Source organism: Latilactobacillus curvatus JCM 1096 = DSM 20019 (assembly GCF_004101845.1).
Lineage (GTDB): Bacteria > Bacillota > Bacilli > Lactobacillales > Lactobacillaceae > Latilactobacillus > Latilactobacillus curvatus.
The window spans coordinates 14,610-33,729 of the sequence record NZ_CP026116.1 but is presented as its reverse complement, the minus strand read 5'-3'; the positions used below and the strand labels follow the sequence as shown (position 1 = coordinate 33,729).

20 protein-coding genes are annotated in these 19,120 nt (G+C 41.8%); 1 reads left to right on the top strand and 19 read right to left on the bottom strand.

The genetic code is table 11. The annotated features are described in order from the left end of the window. Nucleotides 1-20: 20 nt before the first annotated feature. The 5 genes from LCU_RS00290 to LCU_RS00270 all read right to left on the bottom strand — a co-directional run bounded on the left by LCU_RS00290 (nt 21) and on the right by LCU_RS00270 (nt 5,791). Nucleotides 21-2,078: an LTA synthase family protein gene (locus LCU_RS00290; protein WP_056966878.1), complete on the bottom strand. Its 2,058-nt coding sequence runs from the start codon at nt 2,076-2,078 to the stop codon at nt 21-23. Nucleotides 2,079-2,295: 217 nt separating this feature from the next. Then, nucleotides 2,296-2,529: a YkuJ family protein gene (locus LCU_RS00285; protein WP_004271171.1), complete on the bottom strand. Its 234-nt coding sequence runs from the start codon at nt 2,527-2,529 to the stop codon at nt 2,296-2,298. A gap of 71 nt (nt 2,530-2,600) precedes the next feature. Continuing rightward, nucleotides 2,601-3,479, bottom strand: coding sequence for an NAD(P)-dependent oxidoreductase (locus LCU_RS00280; protein ID WP_056966880.1), 879 nt, complete (start codon nt 3,477-3,479; stop codon nt 2,601-2,603). Nucleotides 3,480-3,491: 12 nt separating this feature from the next. Further along, complete coding sequence (locus LCU_RS00275) at nt 3,492-4,508, bottom strand: lysylphosphatidylglycerol synthase transmembrane domain-containing protein (RefSeq protein ID WP_004271175.1); 1,017 nt, start codon at nt 4,506-4,508, stop codon at nt 3,492-3,494. Nucleotides 4,509-4,588: 80 nt separating this feature from the next. Continuing rightward, nucleotides 4,589-5,791 (bottom strand): glycosyltransferase family 4 protein, encoded by a 1,203-nt coding sequence (locus tag LCU_RS00270; RefSeq protein ID WP_056966882.1) that lies wholly within the window; start codon nt 5,789-5,791, stop codon nt 4,589-4,591. 418 nt (nt 5,792-6,209) lie between these two features. Between LCU_RS00270 and LCU_RS00265 the strand changes: the two genes are divergently transcribed. Further along, nucleotides 6,210-6,641, top strand: a complete 432-nt coding sequence (locus LCU_RS00265; RefSeq protein WP_056966884.1) for a hypothetical protein — start codon at nt 6,210-6,212, stop codon at nt 6,639-6,641. Nucleotides 6,642-7,021: 380 nt separating this feature from the next. On the opposite strand, the gene LCU_RS00260 is transcribed toward LCU_RS00265, so the two are convergent. The 14 genes from LCU_RS00260 to LCU_RS00195 all read right to left on the bottom strand — a co-directional run bounded on the left by LCU_RS00260 (nt 7,022) and on the right by LCU_RS00195 (nt 19,065). Beyond that, nucleotides 7,022-7,390, bottom strand: a complete 369-nt coding sequence (locus LCU_RS00260; protein WP_004270721.1) for a DUF1634 domain-containing protein — start codon at nt 7,388-7,390, stop codon at nt 7,022-7,024. Next, a complete protein-coding gene (locus LCU_RS00255) occupies nt 7,390-8,235 on the bottom strand; it encodes a sulfite exporter TauE/SafE family protein (protein WP_004270729.1) in 846 nt (281 codons plus the stop codon). The genes LCU_RS00260 and LCU_RS00255 overlap by 1 nt, the downstream gene beginning before the upstream one ends. Before the next feature lie 24 nt (nt 8,236-8,259). After that, entirely contained in the window at nt 8,260-9,768 is a 1,509-nt protein-coding gene (locus LCU_RS00250) for a DUF438 domain-containing protein (RefSeq protein WP_056966653.1), read from the bottom strand. Continuing rightward, complete coding sequence (locus LCU_RS00245) at nt 9,761-9,994, bottom strand: DUF1858 domain-containing protein (protein WP_056966651.1); 234 nt, start codon at nt 9,992-9,994, stop codon at nt 9,761-9,763. The genes LCU_RS00250 and LCU_RS00245 overlap by 8 nt, the downstream gene beginning before the upstream one ends. 20 nt (nt 9,995-10,014) lie before the next feature. Next, nucleotides 10,015-10,758: a 3-oxoacyl-ACP reductase gene (locus tag LCU_RS00240; protein WP_056966649.1), complete on the bottom strand. Its 744-nt coding sequence runs from the start codon at nt 10,756-10,758 to the stop codon at nt 10,015-10,017. After that, nucleotides 10,758-10,982: a DUF2829 domain-containing protein gene (locus tag LCU_RS00235; protein WP_039099039.1), complete on the bottom strand. Its 225-nt coding sequence runs from the start codon at nt 10,980-10,982 to the stop codon at nt 10,758-10,760. The genes LCU_RS00240 and LCU_RS00235 overlap by 1 nt, the downstream gene beginning before the upstream one ends. A 151-nt stretch (nt 10,983-11,133) precedes the next feature. Beyond that, nucleotides 11,134-11,502, bottom strand: a complete 369-nt coding sequence (locus LCU_RS00230; protein WP_039099040.1) for a DUF956 family protein — start codon at nt 11,500-11,502, stop codon at nt 11,134-11,136. Nucleotides 11,503-11,722: 220 nt separating this feature from the next. Further along, on the bottom strand, nt 11,723-12,634 hold the full coding sequence (locus LCU_RS00225) for a PTS system mannose/fructose/sorbose family transporter subunit IID (RefSeq protein WP_004270733.1): 912 nt from the start codon (nt 12,632-12,634) through the stop codon (nt 11,723-11,725). A 17-nt stretch (nt 12,635-12,651) separates the two neighbouring features. Continuing rightward, entirely contained in the window at nt 12,652-13,458 is an 807-nt protein-coding gene (locus tag LCU_RS00220; RefSeq protein ID WP_054644529.1) for a PTS mannose/fructose/sorbose transporter subunit IIC, read from the bottom strand. Nucleotides 13,459-13,487: 29 nt separating this feature from the next. Then, nucleotides 13,488-14,468, bottom strand: a complete 981-nt coding sequence (locus tag LCU_RS00215; RefSeq protein ID WP_039099045.1) for a mannose/fructose/sorbose PTS transporter subunit IIA — start codon at nt 14,466-14,468, stop codon at nt 13,488-13,490. 336 nt (nt 14,469-14,804) lie between these two features. Further along, nucleotides 14,805-16,082, bottom strand: coding sequence for a dicarboxylate/amino acid:cation symporter (locus tag LCU_RS00210; protein ID WP_039099047.1), 1,278 nt, complete (start codon nt 16,080-16,082; stop codon nt 14,805-14,807). 37 nt (nt 16,083-16,119) lie between these two features. Beyond that, nucleotides 16,120-16,806 carry a YjjG family noncanonical pyrimidine nucleotidase gene (locus LCU_RS00205; protein WP_056966647.1) on the bottom strand — a complete coding sequence of 229 codons (687 nt, stop codon included), beginning with the start codon at nt 16,804-16,806 and terminating at the stop codon, nt 16,120-16,122. An 18-nt stretch (nt 16,807-16,824) separates the two neighbouring features. After that, entirely contained in the window at nt 16,825-17,766 is a 942-nt protein-coding gene (locus LCU_RS00200; RefSeq protein WP_004270727.1) for a dihydroorotate oxidase, read from the bottom strand. A 483-nt stretch (nt 17,767-18,249) separates the two neighbouring features. Continuing rightward, the gene (locus tag LCU_RS00195; protein ID WP_052202743.1) at nt 18,250-19,065 is read right to left on the bottom strand and encodes a WxLIP family cell surface protein; all 816 of its coding nucleotides are present in this window, start codon (nt 19,063-19,065) and stop codon (nt 18,250-18,252) included. Nucleotides 19,066-19,120 lie beyond the last annotated feature (55 nt).

The window sequence follows — 19,120 nt, the reverse complement described above, 5'->3', positions numbered from 1 at the left end:
CCGTAACGTCTTTACATACTTTACTTCAATTCAGGTGCATCCGTTTCATAAAGGTCCATTGTTGACTTACCATTATTTTGCTGGATAACACTCGTTTTATTGTTACTGTCTTTCAACTTAGCTTTAGCATCTTTCACCTTGTAGCTAATCTTAGACTTATCTGGTTTTTCGAATCCTTGTGGTGTATAGAATCGAAGTAGATCGCCGGTGATTACCTTGTCAGAAAGTGACAATTCTTCCGTTACATGTTCACTGATTGCCGTTAATTGCTTCTTCTGCGCTGCCGTTAAATTCGTCAGCGTCTTCCCATTAGTCGTATCGTAATAGGTGCTGCCTACCTTCGTATACTGTGGTGTGACAAAGTCCCCATTTCTAAAGACAACCGTCTGATTGCGGTTAGGCGCAAGTAAATCCGAACCAAATTGGATGGTATCGTCATTTTTTACACCTAATAGGTTCAATAAGGTTGGTAAAACGTCAATTTCACCACCATAGGTATGGTTAACGCCACCTTTTAACCCATCCATATGCACCATGAACGGTACTTTTTGGAATTGCGCATTATCAAAATCAGTAAATTTATCCTGATTCAATAACTTCGCAACAGCCTTCTTATGGTTCCCTGAAATCCCATAATGATCGCCATATAGAACGAGCATACTATTCTTATCTAAGCCAGTCTTTTGTAACCAAGCTAAGAATTCACCAATTGATTGATCCAAATACTTAGCGGTTTGCACATAACCATCAACTGTATCATCACCAGTATCGGTCTTAGCAATTGATTGATTTTGTTTATCCAATAAGTATGGATAGTGATTTGTCACGGTGATTAATTTAGCATAGAACGGTTGTGGTAATTGTTCAATGTATTGGGCTGAGTCTTGCATGAAGATCTTATCTTTCAAGCCATAACCCACGTTGTAGCCTTTACCTTCTTTAAAGTATTGAGAACTGAAGAAGTAATCATAGCCCCATGACTTGTAGGTATTATCCCGATTCCAGAAACTTGGCACATCCCCATGGAATGAAGCGGTTGTGTAACCTTGTTGATCTAGAATTGATGGTGCTGCTTGGAAGGTATTGGTTGTCCCTTGAGTGACCATGGCGGCCCCTTCAGGTAACCCGAACAATGAGTTTTCGAGCATTAATTCAGCATCAGCCGTCTTACCTTGACCAACTTGGTTAAAGAAATTGTCGAAACTGAGGGTGTTTTGGTCGTGATATAGCTTATTGATATTTGGTGTGACTTCTTGACCGTCCCACTTATAATCAATTAAAAATTGTTGGAAACTCTCTAAATGGATAACAAAGACGTTCTTACCCTTAGCCACGCCAGTGTATTCAACATTGGGTGCAACCCGGTTGTCCTTCATATACTTCAAGACACTGCTCATACTACTACTATCAGCATTAGCCTTAATCGCATTATTCTTGGTCGTCTTCACGCCATCATAGACAGTGTATGCATTCATCCCAAGATACTTAATGATGTAGTTGTTATCGAACGTCCGGGTTAATAACCCAGAACGATCTGCTTCTGCAATCCCGAGGTTGGCACCGAATAACACAACAGCTAACCCAGTAATTGCAAATGCATTCCGCTTCATAAAGACACGGTGATCAATCTTCACTAACTTAGTAGCCAATAAGATGATTAGCAATAAAACATCAGCGAAAACTAGGAAATCAGAATATTCAATAATCCCAGCAATACTCTTGCCCAAGTTATTTGATACCGCACCAGAGCCCTTCATTAAGTTAAACGTTAAGAAGTCTGAAAATTCACGGTAATACAAAATATTCGAGAATAACCAAGTTGAGGTTATTAAATCAATAATAATCAACGTAATGTATGACTTTCGGCCATTCATAAACAAGGCAATCCCAAATAGCAATAAGGTTGTTGGAATGGGATTAATCGTCATTAAGAAGGCCTGCATGCCACCTTTGACGCCTAAGTTAAATTTTGTTTGATATGCGTAAATTGTTTTAAGCCAGAATAGCGCAACTGCGAAAAGGAAGAATCCCCATCGTGTGCTTAATCCTGATTGAATTTTATGACCAATTTGTTTCATCGATACAGTAGCCTCCGTTAAAGGTCGTTGGGCTTTAAAAGCCGTTGACAATCTGAAAGTTAGTTTACACATCCGTGAAATGAAAAGCAATATGTAACCGGCTTGAATGCCAAATATTAAACCATTTTTAATAATCTGAGTCGCAACTGAGCAAGGCTATCACCTGCTTAAGTAGCAAAAAAACCATCAAGTAATTCGATACTCAATGGTTAATTAACTAGTCTGCTAATAAATCGTATAGTTCCATTGCAACTAAATCAATATTGTCAAATTGGAATTGTTGATGTGTGTTGCTGTCTTCAAGTTCAAATGCTTGAGCTTGAGGATCATAGCTAACAGTTGCTTTTAAATCGCCGTCCTTTTCAAAACGTCTTTCTTGAACCTCAGCGCTTTGATCTTCTTGCATTGCTACCAGACGTTTGATAATCGCAACTAACTGTGATGATTGCATGGCGAAGCCTCCTTTAATAACTAACTATCAGTTTATCAGAAAAAGAGCACTTCTGCACCGTTTATATCCAATTATTTTGCAGAAGGCCACCATAATTTAATTAAAGCTTGGGTGCCATCGTCGCCTAATTGTTTATCATTAACGAGCTGCGCATAGAGTTTCTTAGCTTGAAGCGTAGCTGGTAAATGGAGCCCCATCTTTTCGGATTCCGTTAATGCAATCTTTAAATCCTTCAAAAAATGTTTTGCGAAAAAGCCTGGTGTATAGTCTTGCGCTAGAATACGTGGACCATAGTTTGCAAGGCTCCAGTTCTGAGCACTCCCACCATTAACCGTGTTTAAAACCGCTTCTAGTTCTAATCCGGCTGCTTTAGCATACACTAACATCTCTGTCATTCCGGTCATTGTGCCAGCAATCATGATTTGATTGGCCATCTTTGTATGTTGGCCTGTCCCGGCAGCACCGAAGCGATGGACAGTCTTACCCATTGCTTCAAAAACGGGTAATGCCGTTTCATAGGCAGCTTGATCGCCACCGACCATAATCGTCAACGTCCCGTTTTGGGCGCCGATATCGCCACCAGAAACAGGCGCATCTAATGCTTGCAGACCTTTGTCAGCTGCTGTTTTGGCAATTCTCTGCGCCAATGTTGGCGTGCTGGTCGTCATATCCACCAAAATCTGATCAGGTTGTGCAGCACTAAAAATTCCGTCTTCACCATAATAGATGGCTTCGACATCTTGCGGATAACCGACGATTGATAACACAATCTGACTTTGCGCGACAACCGCTGCTGGTGAATCAGCCCATGTTGCACCGAGTGCCACAACTGCATCCGCTTTTTGTTTTGTCCGGTTATACACGACAACTGGATAGTCTGCCTTCAATAAATTCTTGACCATGCTACTACCCATGACACCTGTTCCAATGAAGCCAATTGTTGGTTGCATCAAAAACGCCTCCTACTTTTTATCAGTTACTCGTGGTTTAACTGCTAACGCCCCAATCCCCATGAACATCCCGAGATAGTACGTAAACAATCGCCAGAGCAACATGCCTAACACCAGTTTACTTGAACTCGGGATAAAAGTGGCAAATAACGTCTTAAAACTATATTCTGCCCCACCAGAACCGCCTGGAACTGGAAAGAGCGAGACAATCATGACAATCATGATGTGTAAGACCATCACCTCTAAATAATTAACATGCGGGATGCCAAGTGCCAATAAGACAAAGTATGGCACACTATAATAGAAAAAAAGTTGCCCAAGGGTTAAAATACAGCCCTTGATTAGTTTCTTTTTCTCGCGTTTAAGGTGTAGACTCTCCGCGTAAAAGGTATCGATTTTGGCCATTAACATTGTCCGCCATTCCGTCACCCGTTTTTGGGAGACGAACCAGCCCACCGGAATTAATAACCAGTGCACTAACTGTTTCGTAAATCGATTGTAATACATGATTAGCAACAATACGGCTAACACAACCACATGCACGATTAATCCGAAAGTAATCAAAATCGACAGCGTCCCAAAATGCTTGGAAACTTGCGAGAAACCAATCATCATACTTAATAAGAAATTCACCAGTACCATGAATTGGTAAACAATAAACTTCATCAGCAGTACTGAGCTAGCTTGCCCAGCTTCTACACGGGATTGCATCAACGCTACCAGTTGTGCCGGTTGTCCACCTGAAGAAAACGGTGTAATCGCATTGAATAGTTGTGCAATCAACGGAATCCGAAGCGCATTGTATAAAGAAAAGTGTTCTGTGCGGTCTTTTAGAAAGACGCGTAAGACAAGTGCTTCGAAAAACCACGAAATTAACATACATAATAAGGCGACCAACAGCCACCAAAGTTTCAGATGACTAATATCGATAAACAGCTGTTTCAACGCCAGCGTGCGACTTTCATAGGCAAAAATCCCACACCCAATCAACAGCATGACTGCAAAAACAATCTTATTCGTTCTACTCATAAACGACCCTTTTTCTTGTTATTAGCAACGATATGAAAAAACTGTTGATTAAATGATCAACAGTTTTCCGCCAACGCGACTTATTTTTTAGTATCTAAATCTTCTAATTCCAATAAATCATCTTGGTCTAACTTTAATTCGTCATATAATAGCTGTGATTGCTTATAGAAATGAATCATCTGTTCCGCAAAGTAATCCGCCGAAATAGCATGCAACTTCTTTCGGCGCGGTGCTGGATCATCAAATGCATGTGGATGATTCAAATAATTCGATACTTGATGGATCATTTCATCTTCGTTCGTAAATGTCGTCCCAATTGAAGGATCAGTTAATAACTCAGCCGCATATGGACTTGTCATGACGACAATCTTGAGTTCAGCGGCCATCGCTTCAATATAAGTTAATCCTTGTGATTCAGAGTCACTGGCGGAGACAAAAAGATTCGCCATATGATAATAATTTGCAACTTCATCGTTATCAACCATTCCAGTGAAAATCACGTGGTCGGTCATGTTTAACCTGGCAACCTGAGCTTCTAAATCTTCTCGAGCTGGACCTTCACCAACAATCACTAACATTAAATCTGGTGTTTGGGCGACTAGTTTGGGTAACGCATCAACTAAGATATCAATCCGTTTTTCATAAGCAACGCGACTCAATGATAAGAGCACAGGTTGTTCTGGCGTCAAGCCCAATTCGGCCCGTATGTCGCGGGTCACTTCGCGCTCAAAGCGACTAATATCGACCCCGGTCGGAATAATCCGGATGGGGGCCTTCACTTGATAGCCATTTAAGGTTTGAGAAACCCGCTCTGATGGTGCCACGATGCCTGACATGTGATATAAAAAGGCCTTTGTCATTTGCTTAACATGGTATGGCCGTAATAACTTCCCGTTTAAAACATAGTGTAAATAATCCTCGTACATCGTATGATACGTATGTAAACAAGGAATTTTTAAATTTTTAGCGACAAACTTCCCGATGTAGCCCATCGAAAATTCGGTCTGGGTATGCACGATATCGAGATCCAATTCCTTAGCCACTTGATAAGCGTGAAATAAGCCGCGCACAGCAATTCGCCGATCCGTAAATGAGACAAACGGGACACTAGCAAACCGGAAAATATTCGGTTCGACTGCATCTTTGTCAACATGTGGATCGGTCGTTGTAAATATGTAGACCGAATGCCCTTGTTTTTCTAGGGCTTCTTTTAATGTTTTAATGGAGGTTGCCACACCACTGACTTGTGGAAAGTAGGTGTCCGTAAATATCCCAATATTCAATTGGTTTCCTCCTCCTTATCTTTGGACATTTGATTTCATTATAATAATTACATCGCCTAGATGCAATCAATGTCACTAATTGTAATCTATTCATACTAGCATAAAAACCGTCTTTAGACCTAAAAAACAGCCAATTTACGTTAAAAAACGGGCACTGCACAGTTTTTGTGCGGCGCCCGTTTTTTTATTTTAGCGTAACCAATACGTAATTGAGAAGATTATTAAACACCAAATCGGTAATGCCACTAACAGGCCGTTGCGAATACCCATAAAAAATTTCATCATCCCACCTCATTTCATAAACCAATACGAACAGCTTGCTATTTAGGGTCACTGTCTACTATGATAAAGGTAAGTTTAGGCTTCATTTATTAAGAACTACCGTGCTTTTACTTAAGAATGATTAAAGGAGCAAGCGATGCAAACTTATCTCATTAAAAAACCTCAAAAACTCGAATTAACCTATGACGAAAATATCCTAACAATTCACTATCCCGGACTGTTTAAGAAGAAACAAAACCAGGATCGTGACATTCCGTTTAGCAAATTAAAATCGGTCCGCTTTTTTGAAGCGACTTATCGGCATGGTCATCTCCAAATTCTCTACCAAAAACCCAACCACGCCCTCGAAAAAATCGTCATCAGTTTCGAACCCGACGATAACCTCGCTGTGCGCAAGTTATACACAGCCTTAGCGGACTTCCTCGAAAAACCAACCGTTGAAGAAGAAGACCTCAGTTACGTTAAAACTGGTGATCTCATTATGGCCTACCTCAAAATGCGCGACGATGGCCTAATGACCCACGAAGAATTCGAAGAAAAAAAGAAAAGAATACTAGGAATGGAATAGAGTGCGCAGTAAGCCCGGTTATCTTCTGAGGATTAGCTTAATCAGGCGGATTGCCGACAAAGTCGGTGATTTGACTGATGTCGCTAACCGGAAGAAGATGGCTTACGGAGCACGTTTCAAAATAGAGTGCGACGGCAGACGATTATACGCTGAGGATTAGCCTAATCTCGTGAATAAGCGACGACGTCGATTGTTTGCGGGACGTAGCTAACCGGAAGCGGATGTCTGTCGGAGCACGTTTTAAATCAGAGTGCGCAGTAAGCCCGGTTATCTTCTGCGGATTAGCCTAATTCACCACAAAAAAAAGGGCCAACGACAAACATGTTTGTCGTTGGCCCTTTTTTTAATCCTCGCGAGATACTGAGCTAATAAACCACTCTTTATTTCTTTATAAAACCAATTGCCATCCCGATGATTAAGATGACCAACACAATAACCGTAATCCAAACGTAGAGGTAATCCCCTTCTTTAGCAAATGCGTAGATTGATACCACCACACGCAAGACTGGCGTTAAAATGAGGCAGAATAAGCCCAACATAATCACAGCGCCAGCCTTAAATGCAGCAATGCCACTGAAAATTTCGGTAAAGGTCGTTGGAAATTGATATTCTGAATAACCTGTACCGCCATGAATAATCGCAAGTAACATGCCAATAATGAGCAGCGTTGCTGAAACCGCCACCCCAATGCGTAAAATTTTACCGATGACGAGTTCAATTTGAGCCATCTCTGCTTTTTTATCTGTCATTAAATATGCACCCCGAATCCTTTAAGCACCATTTGTAAACCTGTGTATAACAAAATGGGGATAAAAATCATGCGAATCACACGTGGTTGCAAATACTGCATAATCCGTGAACCCACAGTGGAACCTACCAAAATTCCGATTGCTAACGGTGCAGCAACGCTGGGAATAATCGCACCGCTGAAGAAATAAACAGTGGCCGAAGCTGCTGCCGTAACCCCCATCATCAAATTACTCGTGGCACTTGATGGTTTCAATGGCATCTTCATAATCGTATCCATGGCGGTCACTTTGAATACCCCACTCCCGATACCGAGCAAGCCAGAAGCAATGCCGGCCCCGAACATCATGGCAAAGCCGCCTGGTACTTGTTCAACAGCGTAGTCGACTTGTTCTTGGTTGGCCTTATCGTAGTAAGTGCCATTTAAGTTCAACTTCTTGGCCCACTTATCTTCACCAGCGCCGACGTGTTGTTCTGCAACTTTACCACGTAATTTTTGAATCATGTTGTACGTTGAAAATAGCAAGAATGCGCCGAATAAGATGAATAAGAATCCAGTTGGTACGATGCCGGTCAATAACGCCCCGATAATCGCCCCGACGGTCGTTGCAATTTCTAGGAACATCGCCACTCGTAAGTTGAGCATATCATCTTTCAAATAGGCGATAGTTGCACCAGAACTTGTTGCAATCACGGCAATAATGCTGGCCCCAATCGCGTATTTAATATCTAGGCCAATCGCTAGCGTTAATACGGGGGTTACAATGATCCCGCCACCAATCCCTAAGATTGAACCCAACACGCCGGCTAAAACACCGACGGCAAGTAATAAAATAATTTGTTGCATCTCTTTTCTCCTCTTAATGCATTTTTATAACCGTTTTTCGCCTGTTAGTGCACGGAGTTCCGTTAAATCCTGACTGACTTCTAAACAGCCTAAGTATTGTCCCTGTGGATCACGAACCGCAAAATAGCGAATATAGACGAACATCCCGCGGAAGTTCAACCAAAAATCAGCATGGTCTTCTCGCCCCGCATGAAAGTCCGCTAAAATTTTCTCAACCTTATCCACACTCTTTGGTGGATGGCAGTTCACAACCGCGCGGCCAATCACTGCCCGGGTTCTTGGGAAAATACGATGCTCGTTATCTGAGAACCACTGCACAATATCGTTTTGATCGACAAAGGTTAAATCAAGCGGTAGTACTTGGAGAATCGCCGTCAATTCACTAATATTCATCGACCCAGATGGTAGAACGATTTTAGCTTGGTTATCCACGCCAATTTCGATATGGGGTTGTGGTGCTTCTCGACGTGCTTGAACCTTCGCTTTTGGTGCCGCTTCTTTTTCGTCAGCTAACATTGCCTTCACAAAATCAGGCATTTCTGGTTTTCCTTCATCTTTTTCAGCGGGGGCTTTTGGTACAGGTTGTCCGTGAATTTCAAACGGAATATTAGCCGCTGCCGCCATCGAAGTTGGTGCCGGTTCTGGTGGCGTTGTTTGGGTCGTCATTTGCGCATCCGCCAACGATTGCGCCATCGCATTCAGTTCTTGCGCAATCTTCGGCACGGTCCGCTTTTCGGCCGCCGCAATAGCTTCAGCACTTGGTTGCCATGGTAATGGGTCTGGAATTAAGGTATACCCGATTGGTTGGCTTTCAGAAGCAATTAGTCCCCAGTCAGCTGGTGTAAAGACTTCATTAACCATCGGAATCATGATTTCTTCTTCTTTGAAAATCATTTCTTGAATTTCTTTGCTCATCTTTTCAACGGCTGCTTCAATTGCATATTTATCCGGAATTGGTTCCGCAGTTACCATTTGATAGGCCGTCTTCACCAACCCCCGAATTTGATCATCCACACCCCACATCACTTTGGGTGGTGCAGTAATTCCATATTGATCCATCAACGGAAAAATTAAGTTTTCTTTCCGTAAATAGTGGCGGTCGATCAACTGTAAATCTTTTAACGCTTGTTGCATCCGCACGAGATAATTTTGATCAGTCCCTGACTGCTGCCATTTCTTCAAACATGGCAGTAATTCATCATTTAAGAGCGAGTTCATGACCAAATTTTCTAATTTCATCACAGCGACTGGGTGTCCTGGCTGTTCTTGTTCCGGCGTTTCAGCCCCGTTTGAATTAATCGCCCCCTTGAAAACCGCAGCATGGACATTACACAAATGTTGAATCTCCATCGGGTTCAAGCCACTGGCAATCAATTCCCGTTCAGCAGACGTAATTTCAGACACATCAACCCCAGAGAAGGACTCATCAAAAATCCGCTTAGCCTCTTCAAACGAGCCACCTTCATGCAGCATTTTTAAGATCTCCACGATTCGTTTTTGGCGGTACGCACTGCTATACTGTTGCTCAGTCATCAGCTAACACCTCGAATCCTTGTGCTTCTAGACTAGCGATAATCGTCGTCAAAGGAATTTGCTTCATCTTAGCCCCTTTAGGCAATGTCATAAAACGCCCCGCAGTATTCAAAAGCGCTGGGTTCGTGACCCCATCAAGTCCGATTTCAACAAGCACTGGCACCACTTCAGGATAGGCCGTTACCAATTCATAAACGGTTTGACTTAATTTAATTTGTTTTGCCATCATAATCTCCTTAGTCAGCGTTATTTTTCAATCCAGCCACCATCAATTGGAACGACGGTACCATGAATGTAATCCGCAACCTCACTCGCCAAGTAAACACTTAAGTTCGCAACTTCAGTTGGTTGCGCCCAACGCCCCGCTGGTGTCTGACGGGCAACTTCTTGTGCCATCTCACCAGTCCCCGCAAAATCGGCTGCGTTCATCGGCGTCTCAATCGCACCTGGGGCGATACAGTTGGCGCGAATCCCTTTAGCGGCGTAATCATAATCAAGCTGCTTTGTATAGCCAATGATGGCGTGTTTCGATGCCGTATAAGCCGCACCACCGCCACCAGCAACTAGCCCAGCAATCGAAGCCATATTAACGAATACCCCACGCTTTTGCGCAACCATTGTTGGCAAGATCGCATTTGTTACAAGATATTGACTTTTTAAATTCGTTGCCATAATTCGATCCCAATCCGCACTACTGGTATCAAGCGTTGGTGCATAAGCATCCAACACACCTGCCGTGTTGCAGACCACATCGATTGGGCCATATTCTGCCAGTAAAGTCGCTAATGTCATTGTTAATTGCGTTTCATCACAAACATCAACCTGCGCTGTGATGCACCGACTATCAACAGGGACTTCAATCGGCTGGCGATCAAGTGCTAACACCAATGCCCCCTCTGCTAAAAAAGCGGCCACTTGAGCGCGCCCAATTCCCGATGCCGCCCCGGTAATTAAAATGGTTTTAGTCGCTAAATCTGCAAAATGCCCCATTAGTCGACCAATTGCCAATCATCAGCCAATACATCACACGATGTTGGTTGGAACATTGAGTATGCTGGTGTTTCGGTTGTTTTAATTAATAGGTAGGGACTAATTGCTTGCCCCTCGAATGTCCCATCGGCCACTTGGAAAATAAATAATTCTGGACCATCCCAGCCAGTCCGTACCACTTTTTTGCCAGCCTTAATTGCATTAATCGCTTCATCAAATCCCATGATCATTACCTCATTTAACTTAATTTTTTAAAATGTTGAACAATCAACCTTATATGATATTCTAGCACGCCACTCAAATCGGTACCAATTAAAATCACAGGCAATTCGATTCAAAAAAGGTGTGACCAATATTGGTCACACCTTCCTGAAGTTAATTTGATTTGCGTTTAAACACACGCTTAATCACATCCCAGACCCCTAGTGATTGAACTAAGCGTTCTGCGGGCACATACTCGCGAATGGCGCGGAGCAATTTTTTGGGTTCCTTTGAAGCAAAAGTATACGTCCCATTTTTCTTTGTTTGGATAGCATAGCGGGGAATCCACTTGCCTTTGAACATGACTGATGCAATCACATAGTCAACTTCTTCCCATGGAATTTGAATAAATTGTCGTGCGTCACGATCATTGAAAAATTCAAACCCTCTATCCCCGATCATGATTTGTCCATAATCAGAGAGTGCTGTAAACGACGTGGCTTTAATCACTAAGTCCACCTTTGTATTAATCGATTGAACCATAATATCGACTCCATTTCCAAAAACTTACTTTCATTATACGCTTTTATAAAAAGGAGGGGCTAGGACAAATTGACTTTGTCCTAGCCCCTCCTTTGTTTTCTAAACGTGCTTCAGTAGGCATATTCCTGCGGTTAACCAAATTTGCCAAATCACCGACTTTGTTGGTAATTCGCCTGATTAGGCTAATCCTCAGAAGATACCCAGCTTATTGCGCACTCTTTTACATTAAGTGTAATAGATGGAAGACAATTCCGACTACGAATAAGCCAAGAATAATCACGATTGGTGAGACTTTCTTCTTAAGTAACCACATACAGAATAATGTTAATCCTAATGCAGCTAACCCAGGAATCAAGCTGTCCAAGTTGTCTTGCAACGTTGTCACTTTATTGCTTGTCAATGACAAACCTTGAGCCTGTTGTTGTAAGGCTGATTGAATGCCCTTAGCACCGCTAGGTAATTTATCCCAGTCGATGAATGCGCCTTTGTCCAACTTAACAGATGAAACAACTGGCGTAAACTTGACAGATACCCAACGGTTAACCAACGAACCTAAGATGAACATCCCAAGGATTGAAGCACCCTTTGTGATGTCTTGCAAAATACCACCAGATAAATCTTCTGTAATCTTTGAACCAGCACGGTAGCCGAATTCTTGTGTATACCACATGAATGACATCCGGATAGCATTCCAAGCGATAAAGTAAATGATTGGGCCAAGAATGTTACCACTCATAGCAAGTGAAGCAGCCAAAGCACCGATGATTGGTTTAACAGTGAACCAGAATACGGGATCGCCGATACCAGCCAAAGGTCCCATCATCCCAACTTTAACCCCTTGAATTGTAACATCATCAATTGGTGCACCATTAGCACGTTCTTCTTCAAGTGCCAAAGTTACCCCGATTATTGGTGAAGCAACATAAGGATGAGTATTAAAGAATTCCATGTGACGAACTAAAGCAGCTGCCCGGTCTTCTTTTGTTTTGTATAATTTCTTAATTGCTGGGATTAATGAGTAAGCCCAACCACCATTTTGCATACGTTCGTAGTTCCAAGAACCTTGAAGGAAAGTTGAACGTAGCCAAACAGAAATACGATCTTTACGCGTTAATTTTAATTGTTCTGCCATAATTGTTAGCCTCCTTCTTAGTAGTTGTCGATAATATCGCCAAGTGGGTCACCAGTATTTGAACCGCCGCCATTACCTGAGCCGCCTTGTTTTGAAAGGGCTAAGTATAATAGGGCAAGTGAAACACCGATTGCACCAAGGCCGATAAGTGTCAATTGTGAGATAGTAGCAAGTACGAAACCAATTGCGAAGAATGGCCATACTTCTTTAGTTGCCATCATGTTGATAACCATTGCGTAACCAACGGCAACGACCATCCCACCACCGATTGCTAAACCGTCTGTTAACCAGATTGGCATTGCTGTCAACATTTCTTTAACAGGGCCAGCACCGATTGCTAAGATTAAGCCTGCAGGAATAGCGATTCGTAAACCTTGCATGATAATAGCGATATATTGCCACATTTCGATCTTACGGAAGTTACCTTCTTTAGCAGCAGCATCCATGATGTGCACGATACCAGTTGCTAATGTCCGTACGATGATTGTTAATAATAACCCGGCTACGGCAAGAGGAACAGCGATAGCGATAGCTGATGTAACGCCGGCTTTTCCTTGGCCACCAAGTATTAAAATAATTGCAGATGCGATTGATGCCAAAGCAGCATCGGGTGCAACAGCGGCACCAATGTTAGCCCAACCTAAGGCGATCATTTGTAATGTCCCACCTAAGATAAGACAAGGTAGTAATTGACCGGTTACAAGACCGATTAGTGTACAAGCAATAACTGGCTGATGGAAATGGAATTGATCTAAGATACCTTCCATACCAGCTAGAAATGCGATAAAAATGACCAAAATCACTTGAATGAAATTCAAATCCATGATTATTAATCCTCCAATTTCTTCTGATGTTATTTGTTATTTTGTTTGTCTAGTTCTGCTTGTGCTTTTTTAAGGATACTATCCATGTTACCGTTTGAGTCACTTGGCACTTTACGAACATCGAACTTGATGCCCTTAGCTTTTAGTTTTTCAAAGGTATCAATATCATCTTGGTCAAAAGCCAAAACAGTATTTGGTTGCACTTTACCAGTTGAGTGCGCCATTGAACCAACGTTAATTGTTTCTAATGGAACGCCACCTTCAACTGCTCTAAGTGCATCTTGTGGTGATTCAAATAATAACAAAGCACGTTCCTTACCAAAGTGTTGGTCATCTTTTGCCAATTTAATCATTTGATCAACTGGCACGACGTGTGCTTTGATGCCACTAGGAGCAGCTTGTTTAATTAAGTTTGTCCGTAATTCATCTTTAGCAACGTTATCTGAAACAACGATAATCCGTGTTGGGTTAGTTGTCTTCGACCATGTCGTTGCAACTTGACCATGTAATAAACGTGAATCAATTCGTGCCAAGACATATTTGAACTTACCAGGTGTGCCTGAGTTTGAAGTCGTTTGTGCGGCTTCTGCCTTAGGTGCTTCTTCTGGTTGTAGTTCTTCAGGTTTAACCCGTACCCCTGCTTTAGCTTCATCAATGATATGTGCTGCGATTTCATGAGCAGATGTCATAGATAAACGAGATGCGTAAGCTTCAATCAACATTGGTAAGTTTAATCCTGTAACGATTGCCCACTTATCTTTATGTGCTTCGAACAACCCATTAGCTTGATTAAATGGTGAACCTCCCCAAAGATCAACTAAGAATAAGACGTCATCATCTGCATCAAACGTTGCAACGGCAGCTTCTAAATGCGCTTTCAAATCATCTGGTCCTTCATTTGGCATAAAAGTAACAGCTTGTACTTTTTCTTGTTCGCCAAAAATCATTGAGCCAGATTGCATGATTCCTTTAGCAAACTCCCCGTGACTTGCAATAACGATTCCAACCATTCACAAAAACCTCCTTAATAAAAATAGTTGTCATACTCATCAATAAAACGCTATCAATTAATATAAAAAAATAATGGCTTAAACATTATTGACTGAGTTAACAGTTCCACGTTTTTATTTTTTAAAACGCTTTACTGAATTAATTTTACCACAAAATTCTAATCTGTCTAATCATTTTTTAGATTATCTGCGAAATTGGTCTAGATAATCGACAAAAAAGCGCTAAAAGTCGCATTACTTAAGCTTTTATAATTAGATACCGCTAATGTTTGCGGTGTGCTAAAATCGTTTTTTATACAAAAAAGACCTTAAATCGATTGATTTAAGGTCTTTGCTTTATTTAAGTTCATTGCCACTCATATATTGTTGATATTTTTGTTCATCAAATTCGTTCTCTGACTTGGCAATAATGACTGCTGCTAATGAGTTTCCCATTACGTTAACGGCAGTTCGTCCCATATCCACAATCCGATCAATCCCCGCAATGAAGGCGACACCAGCAGCCGGAACGCCGATTGTGGTGATTGTTGCTAATAAGACAACGAATGAAGCACCAGGGACCCCAGCCATCCCTTTAGAGGTAATCATCAAGACCACCAATAGAGTAATTTGTTGGGTGAGGCTTAAATGAATGTGATAGGCTTGCGCCAAAAACAGCGCCGCTAGCGATTGGTAGATTGCCGAACCGTCCAAGTTAAATGAATAACCCGTTGGAATGACAAAAGAAGCAATCCCTTGACTAACACCGTAATTTTGCACTTTTTCCATTACTTTGGGTAACGCTGCTTCTGAACTCGCCGTTGAAAAGGCTAGCACCAATTCTTCTTTGAAAACTTTCAAGATTTCAAAGATATTGATGTGCCAAATCCGCGCGACCAACCCAGCCACAACAACCACGAAAAATGCCATCGTTGCGTAACAAACGATGATGAAATAGAGCAATGGTTTCAAAGCTTCAAATCCGAATTGGGCAATTGTAACCCCGATTAATGCAAACACCCCGATTGGTGCTAACTGCATAATCCAGTTTGTCATCTTGAACATAACCTCTGAAATCATTTCAAAAGCATCGATGAGCGGGGTTGCCTTTTTACCAAAGGTCGCCAACCCTAAACCGAACATGACCGTAAAGAAGATGACTGGAATCATTTCACCAGACCCCAAGGCCGCAAAGAAATTCGTTGGCACGATATCCATGATGATATCACCCAAGCCATGATTTCCAGCGGTCTTAGCGGCTGCTGTGTACTGACTAATTGAGCCATGTGCCAAACTATGAATGTCAATCAGCGCTCCTGGTTTAGCAATATTGCCGACAGCTAATCCGAGAATAATTGCGAAGGTCGTCATCACTTCGAAATACAATAACGTCTTACCACCAATTCGGCCAAGTTTTTTGATATCACCCATCTTGGCAATCCCAACGACCAAACAGGAAACAACAATTGGTAACACAATCATCTTAATTAAATTGATGAACAAGGTTCCAATTGATTGTAAGATTGAGATAGCGGTTTGATTATGGTAGAAAAACCGACCAACCACTAACCCTAGGCCGATTCCAATTAAGATTCGCCAACCTAGGCTAATTCTAAAATATCGTTGCTTTTTCATGTTTTATCCACTCCTCTTGAATGCCGCAAATCGGCTTTTAAATTGCCAATAAGTCCATTAAGTGTTCAATTTCGTGTGTTGGCTGTATGTCTGTCATTTGATTTGCTAGCTGGTTCGGGTTATACCACGCTGTGGCGACACCCACGTTCTGCCCACCTTGCACATCTGAAGTAAGTGAATCACCGACAATCAAAGCTTCTGCTTGTGAGATCCCCTCTAATTGTTGGAAGACACTTTGGAAATACCGTGGATCTGGTTTTTGATATCCCAACTCTTCCGAAACAAAAACGGCATCGAAATATGTGATTAATCCTGAATCTTGTAACCGCCGATATTGCGTGTTGGCAACCCCGTTGGTTGTGACATATAGCTTAATGTTAGCTGCTTTTAACGCCTTTAACAGAGCTTCTGCTTGTGGCATTAAATCATGGCCTAATGCCAAGTTGTCTAAATAATTTTGGGACAATCTTGGTCCATCAACTTCCTGATTAAACTGTTCTTTAAAGAAGGTTGCAAAGCGTGTGTTCAATAATATTTCCCGGGTTAACGTACCTTCTTCATACTGCCGCCACAAGTTTTGATTAAAGGTCTGATAAGTTGTCTTAATTGTTGGGATCAATTGAACCCCTTGATCTTTGAATAATTGGGCCAAAGCTTGATCTTCATCCGCATCAAAATCGAATAAAGTATTGTCCATGTCAAAAAATAAATAACGATACTGCATTGTAAATCCTCATTTCAACTAATCTAAATATTGTAATTTGCCTCTAAAGTCAGACAGTTTAGTATAACCTTTTTGAGCCATGCTTGTCTGTAATTCGCGCGTTAAACGTTCAAAAATAATGGGGCCTTCTTTTTGAAGCGCTGTCCCAACTTGGACCATGCTAGCCCCACATAAAATATGTTCAAATGCATCTTGACCAGATTTAATCCCACCAGTCCCAATAATTTGAATGGCTGGATTCAAACGCTGATAGAAGGCATGGACATTCGCTAAGGCGGTTGGTTTGATATAATCGCCACCGATGCCACCGAAACCATGCTTAGGTTTAATCACAACCCGTTCAGTTGCCACATCAATTTTCAAGCCATTTCCAATGCTATTCACCGAATTGACAAACGCTAATGGAAATTGATTCAAAATCGCCGCCATCTGATCAAAATGCACGATATCAAAGTACGGCGGTAATTTAACGCCTAATGGACCGTGATAAACCGTAAAAACTCGCGTTAGAATTCGTTCCACCATTTCAAAATCATAGCCCGTTTGCGGCTTCCCCGGTACGTTCGGACAAGATAAGTTCAATTCCACCACACCTTTAAAATCAGAAGCACTAATCTGTGCCAACAGTTGCTCGTCTTCTTCAATATTAAATCCCGTAATCGATTGAAAGTATGTCTTGTCTGGCACTGCCTTTTGCTGTTGACTCACATAGTCTAAATAATAAGGTAGGCCTTCATTCGGCAAGCCCATTGAATTGATACTGCCTAAACGCGTTGGTTGATAACGTGGTTCTGGATTTCCAGAGCGGGGCATAACGGTGGCACTCTTGGTCACGAAAGTCCCTGCCATTGAAGCCTGCACTTGATTTAACTCAGCAGCATCATAACAATAAACCCCCGCCGCGTTCATGAAACAGTTATCAAAGTGGTACCCAGCTAGTGTCGTTTCAGTCGAAATCAATATTCTTGCCTCATCTCTAATTTGTTTTTAATTTATTATACGTTAAATGGCATCAAAAAACCACTGTTTATGAATATCATTCGTAAATAACGTGATATAAAATCCATTCCCTCTTTTTTAAACCTAATTAACCGAACAACCAATAACGCAGCACATATAAAAATCCCTTGGTAGTGAATAGAGATAATACTTCCATCTATTCATTATCAAGGGATTATTTTCGAATCCATTCTAATCGATGACGCGCTCAGGATTGGGACTTCATTGAATCAGGCTTTTTTCGCTTGTCGTTTTAGAAAAATAATATACCCAACTAAGAGCACCAGGAATATGCCACCGCATGATATACCACCAGTTAATGGTTGTTTTTTGTAAATCAACGGCTTGGTCATTAGCTTGATGGGCTTTTTGCTCTGTAATATTAAACCGACTCGTAAAATACCACTAACCGCCCGACTTATCAGTGGCGGTTAGCTTAAGCATTTATTTGCCCGGCTTCAGCGCTTCATTATCCCAGTTGATGGCGTACTCAAAGTTCGAATTCGGTGCCATCGCAATGTCTGATTTGACTGTCCGGTGAAGCACTTGATCAGAGCCTAACTTGGTAACCACCGCATCAACTTTCAAGCCTCTGATCATAACAGCCTTTGTATTCTGTAAATTAGCCGTAATTGCTGTCCGATAGTTAACGAGCCCCGCTTTGATGTGATTCAGTTTCAGATTTGGCGCAATAATGGCATCACTTTCGGTCACTTTCAGACCGATTACATAAGCGAATTGGTTACGCAATGTCACGCGATTCTTTTGCTTTTTAACGGTAGGCTGCCCTTCACGAACAATATTAAAACCACCTAATAAAGTACAATGGAACTTCTTAGCAGGCATTTTAATTTTAAAAATGGCGTCCTTGCTACTGTGAGCCGGCACCGTTACTTTTTTATCCCCCGTAATCAGTGAGGCAATATTAGCAGGCGCCGTTTCATCCGCTTTTTTCTTTGACTGGCTATAATCAACGACCCCGTTTTGATTAGTCACCGCCGTATTCGGACTGATGTTAAAGATATGCGCTTGGTTATCCTTATTTTGCACCGTGATACTAATCGTCTCTTCCTGATTAGGTGCCAGCCTTAAATCAAAATACGTTACACTTTGATTGTTTTGACTGCTGGGTAAATTCGCTTTAACTTGGTAATTCATACTCTGATCAGCCGCTTGGACGGTCGTTGTATTCAACCACAACGCGATGCCGCCCATTAAGATGACGACGCTGATTCTTTGTAAAATATGCATCCATTTCATTTTTGAAGTCCCTCTCTTTAATCACTTTGCACATCGATTAAAATTTAGTCCGTTG

What these genes read in the sequence shown, in the direction of transcription:
- LCU_RS00290 (WP_056966878.1), bottom strand. Translation starts at nt 2,078, where the DNA reads ATGAAACAAATTGGTCATAAAATTCAATCAGGATTAAGCACACGATGG.
- LCU_RS00285 (WP_004271171.1), bottom strand. Translation starts at nt 2,529, where the DNA reads ATGCAATCATCACAGTTAGTTGCGATTATCAAACGTCTGGTAGCAATG.
- LCU_RS00280 (WP_056966880.1), bottom strand. Translation starts at nt 3,479, where the DNA reads ATGCAACCAACAATTGGCTTCATTGGAACAGGTGTCATGGGTAGTAGC.
- LCU_RS00275 (WP_004271175.1), bottom strand. Translation starts at nt 4,508, where the DNA reads ATGAGTAGAACGAATAAGATTGTTTTTGCAGTCATGCTGTTGATTGGG.
- LCU_RS00265 (WP_056966884.1), top strand. Translation starts at nt 6,210, where the DNA reads ATGCAAACTTATCTCATTAAAAAACCTCAAAAACTCGAATTAACCTAT.
- LCU_RS00260 (WP_004270721.1), bottom strand. Translation starts at nt 7,390, where the DNA reads ATGACAGATAAAAAAGCAGAGATGGCTCAAATTGAACTCGTCATCGGT.
- LCU_RS00255 (WP_004270729.1), bottom strand. Translation starts at nt 8,235, where the DNA reads ATGCAACAAATTATTTTATTACTTGCCGTCGGTGTTTTAGCCGGCGTG.
- LCU_RS00250 (WP_056966653.1), bottom strand. Translation starts at nt 9,768, where the DNA reads ATGACTGAGCAACAGTATAGCAGTGCGTACCGCCAAAAACGAATCGTG.
- LCU_RS00245 (WP_056966651.1), bottom strand. Translation starts at nt 9,994, where the DNA reads ATGGCAAAACAAATTAAATTAAGTCAAACCGTTTATGAATTGGTAACG.
- LCU_RS00240 (WP_056966649.1), bottom strand. Translation starts at nt 10,758, where the DNA reads ATGGGGCATTTTGCAGATTTAGCGACTAAAACCATTTTAATTACCGGG.
- LCU_RS00235 (WP_039099039.1), bottom strand. Translation starts at nt 10,982, where the DNA reads ATGGGATTTGATGAAGCGATTAATGCAATTAAGGCTGGCAAAAAAGTG.
- LCU_RS00230 (WP_039099040.1), bottom strand. Translation starts at nt 11,502, where the DNA reads ATGGTTCAATCGATTAATACAAAGGTGGACTTAGTGATTAAAGCCACG.
- LCU_RS00225 (WP_004270733.1), bottom strand. Translation starts at nt 12,634, where the DNA reads ATGGCAGAACAATTAAAATTAACGCGTAAAGATCGTATTTCTGTTTGG.
- LCU_RS00220 (WP_054644529.1), bottom strand. Translation starts at nt 13,458, where the DNA reads ATGGATTTGAATTTCATTCAAGTGATTTTGGTCATTTTTATCGCATTT.
- LCU_RS00215 (WP_039099045.1), bottom strand. Translation starts at nt 14,468, where the DNA reads ATGGTTGGAATCGTTATTGCAAGTCACGGGGAGTTTGCTAAAGGAATC.
- LCU_RS00210 (WP_039099047.1), bottom strand. Translation starts at nt 16,082, where the DNA reads ATGAAAAAGCAACGATATTTTAGAATTAGCCTAGGTTGGCGAATCTTA.
- LCU_RS00205 (WP_056966647.1), bottom strand. Translation starts at nt 16,806, where the DNA reads ATGCAGTATCGTTATTTATTTTTTGACATGGACAATACTTTATTCGAT.
- LCU_RS00195 (WP_052202743.1), bottom strand. Translation starts at nt 19,065, where the DNA reads ATGAAATGGATGCATATTTTACAAAGAATCAGCGTCGTCATCTTAATG.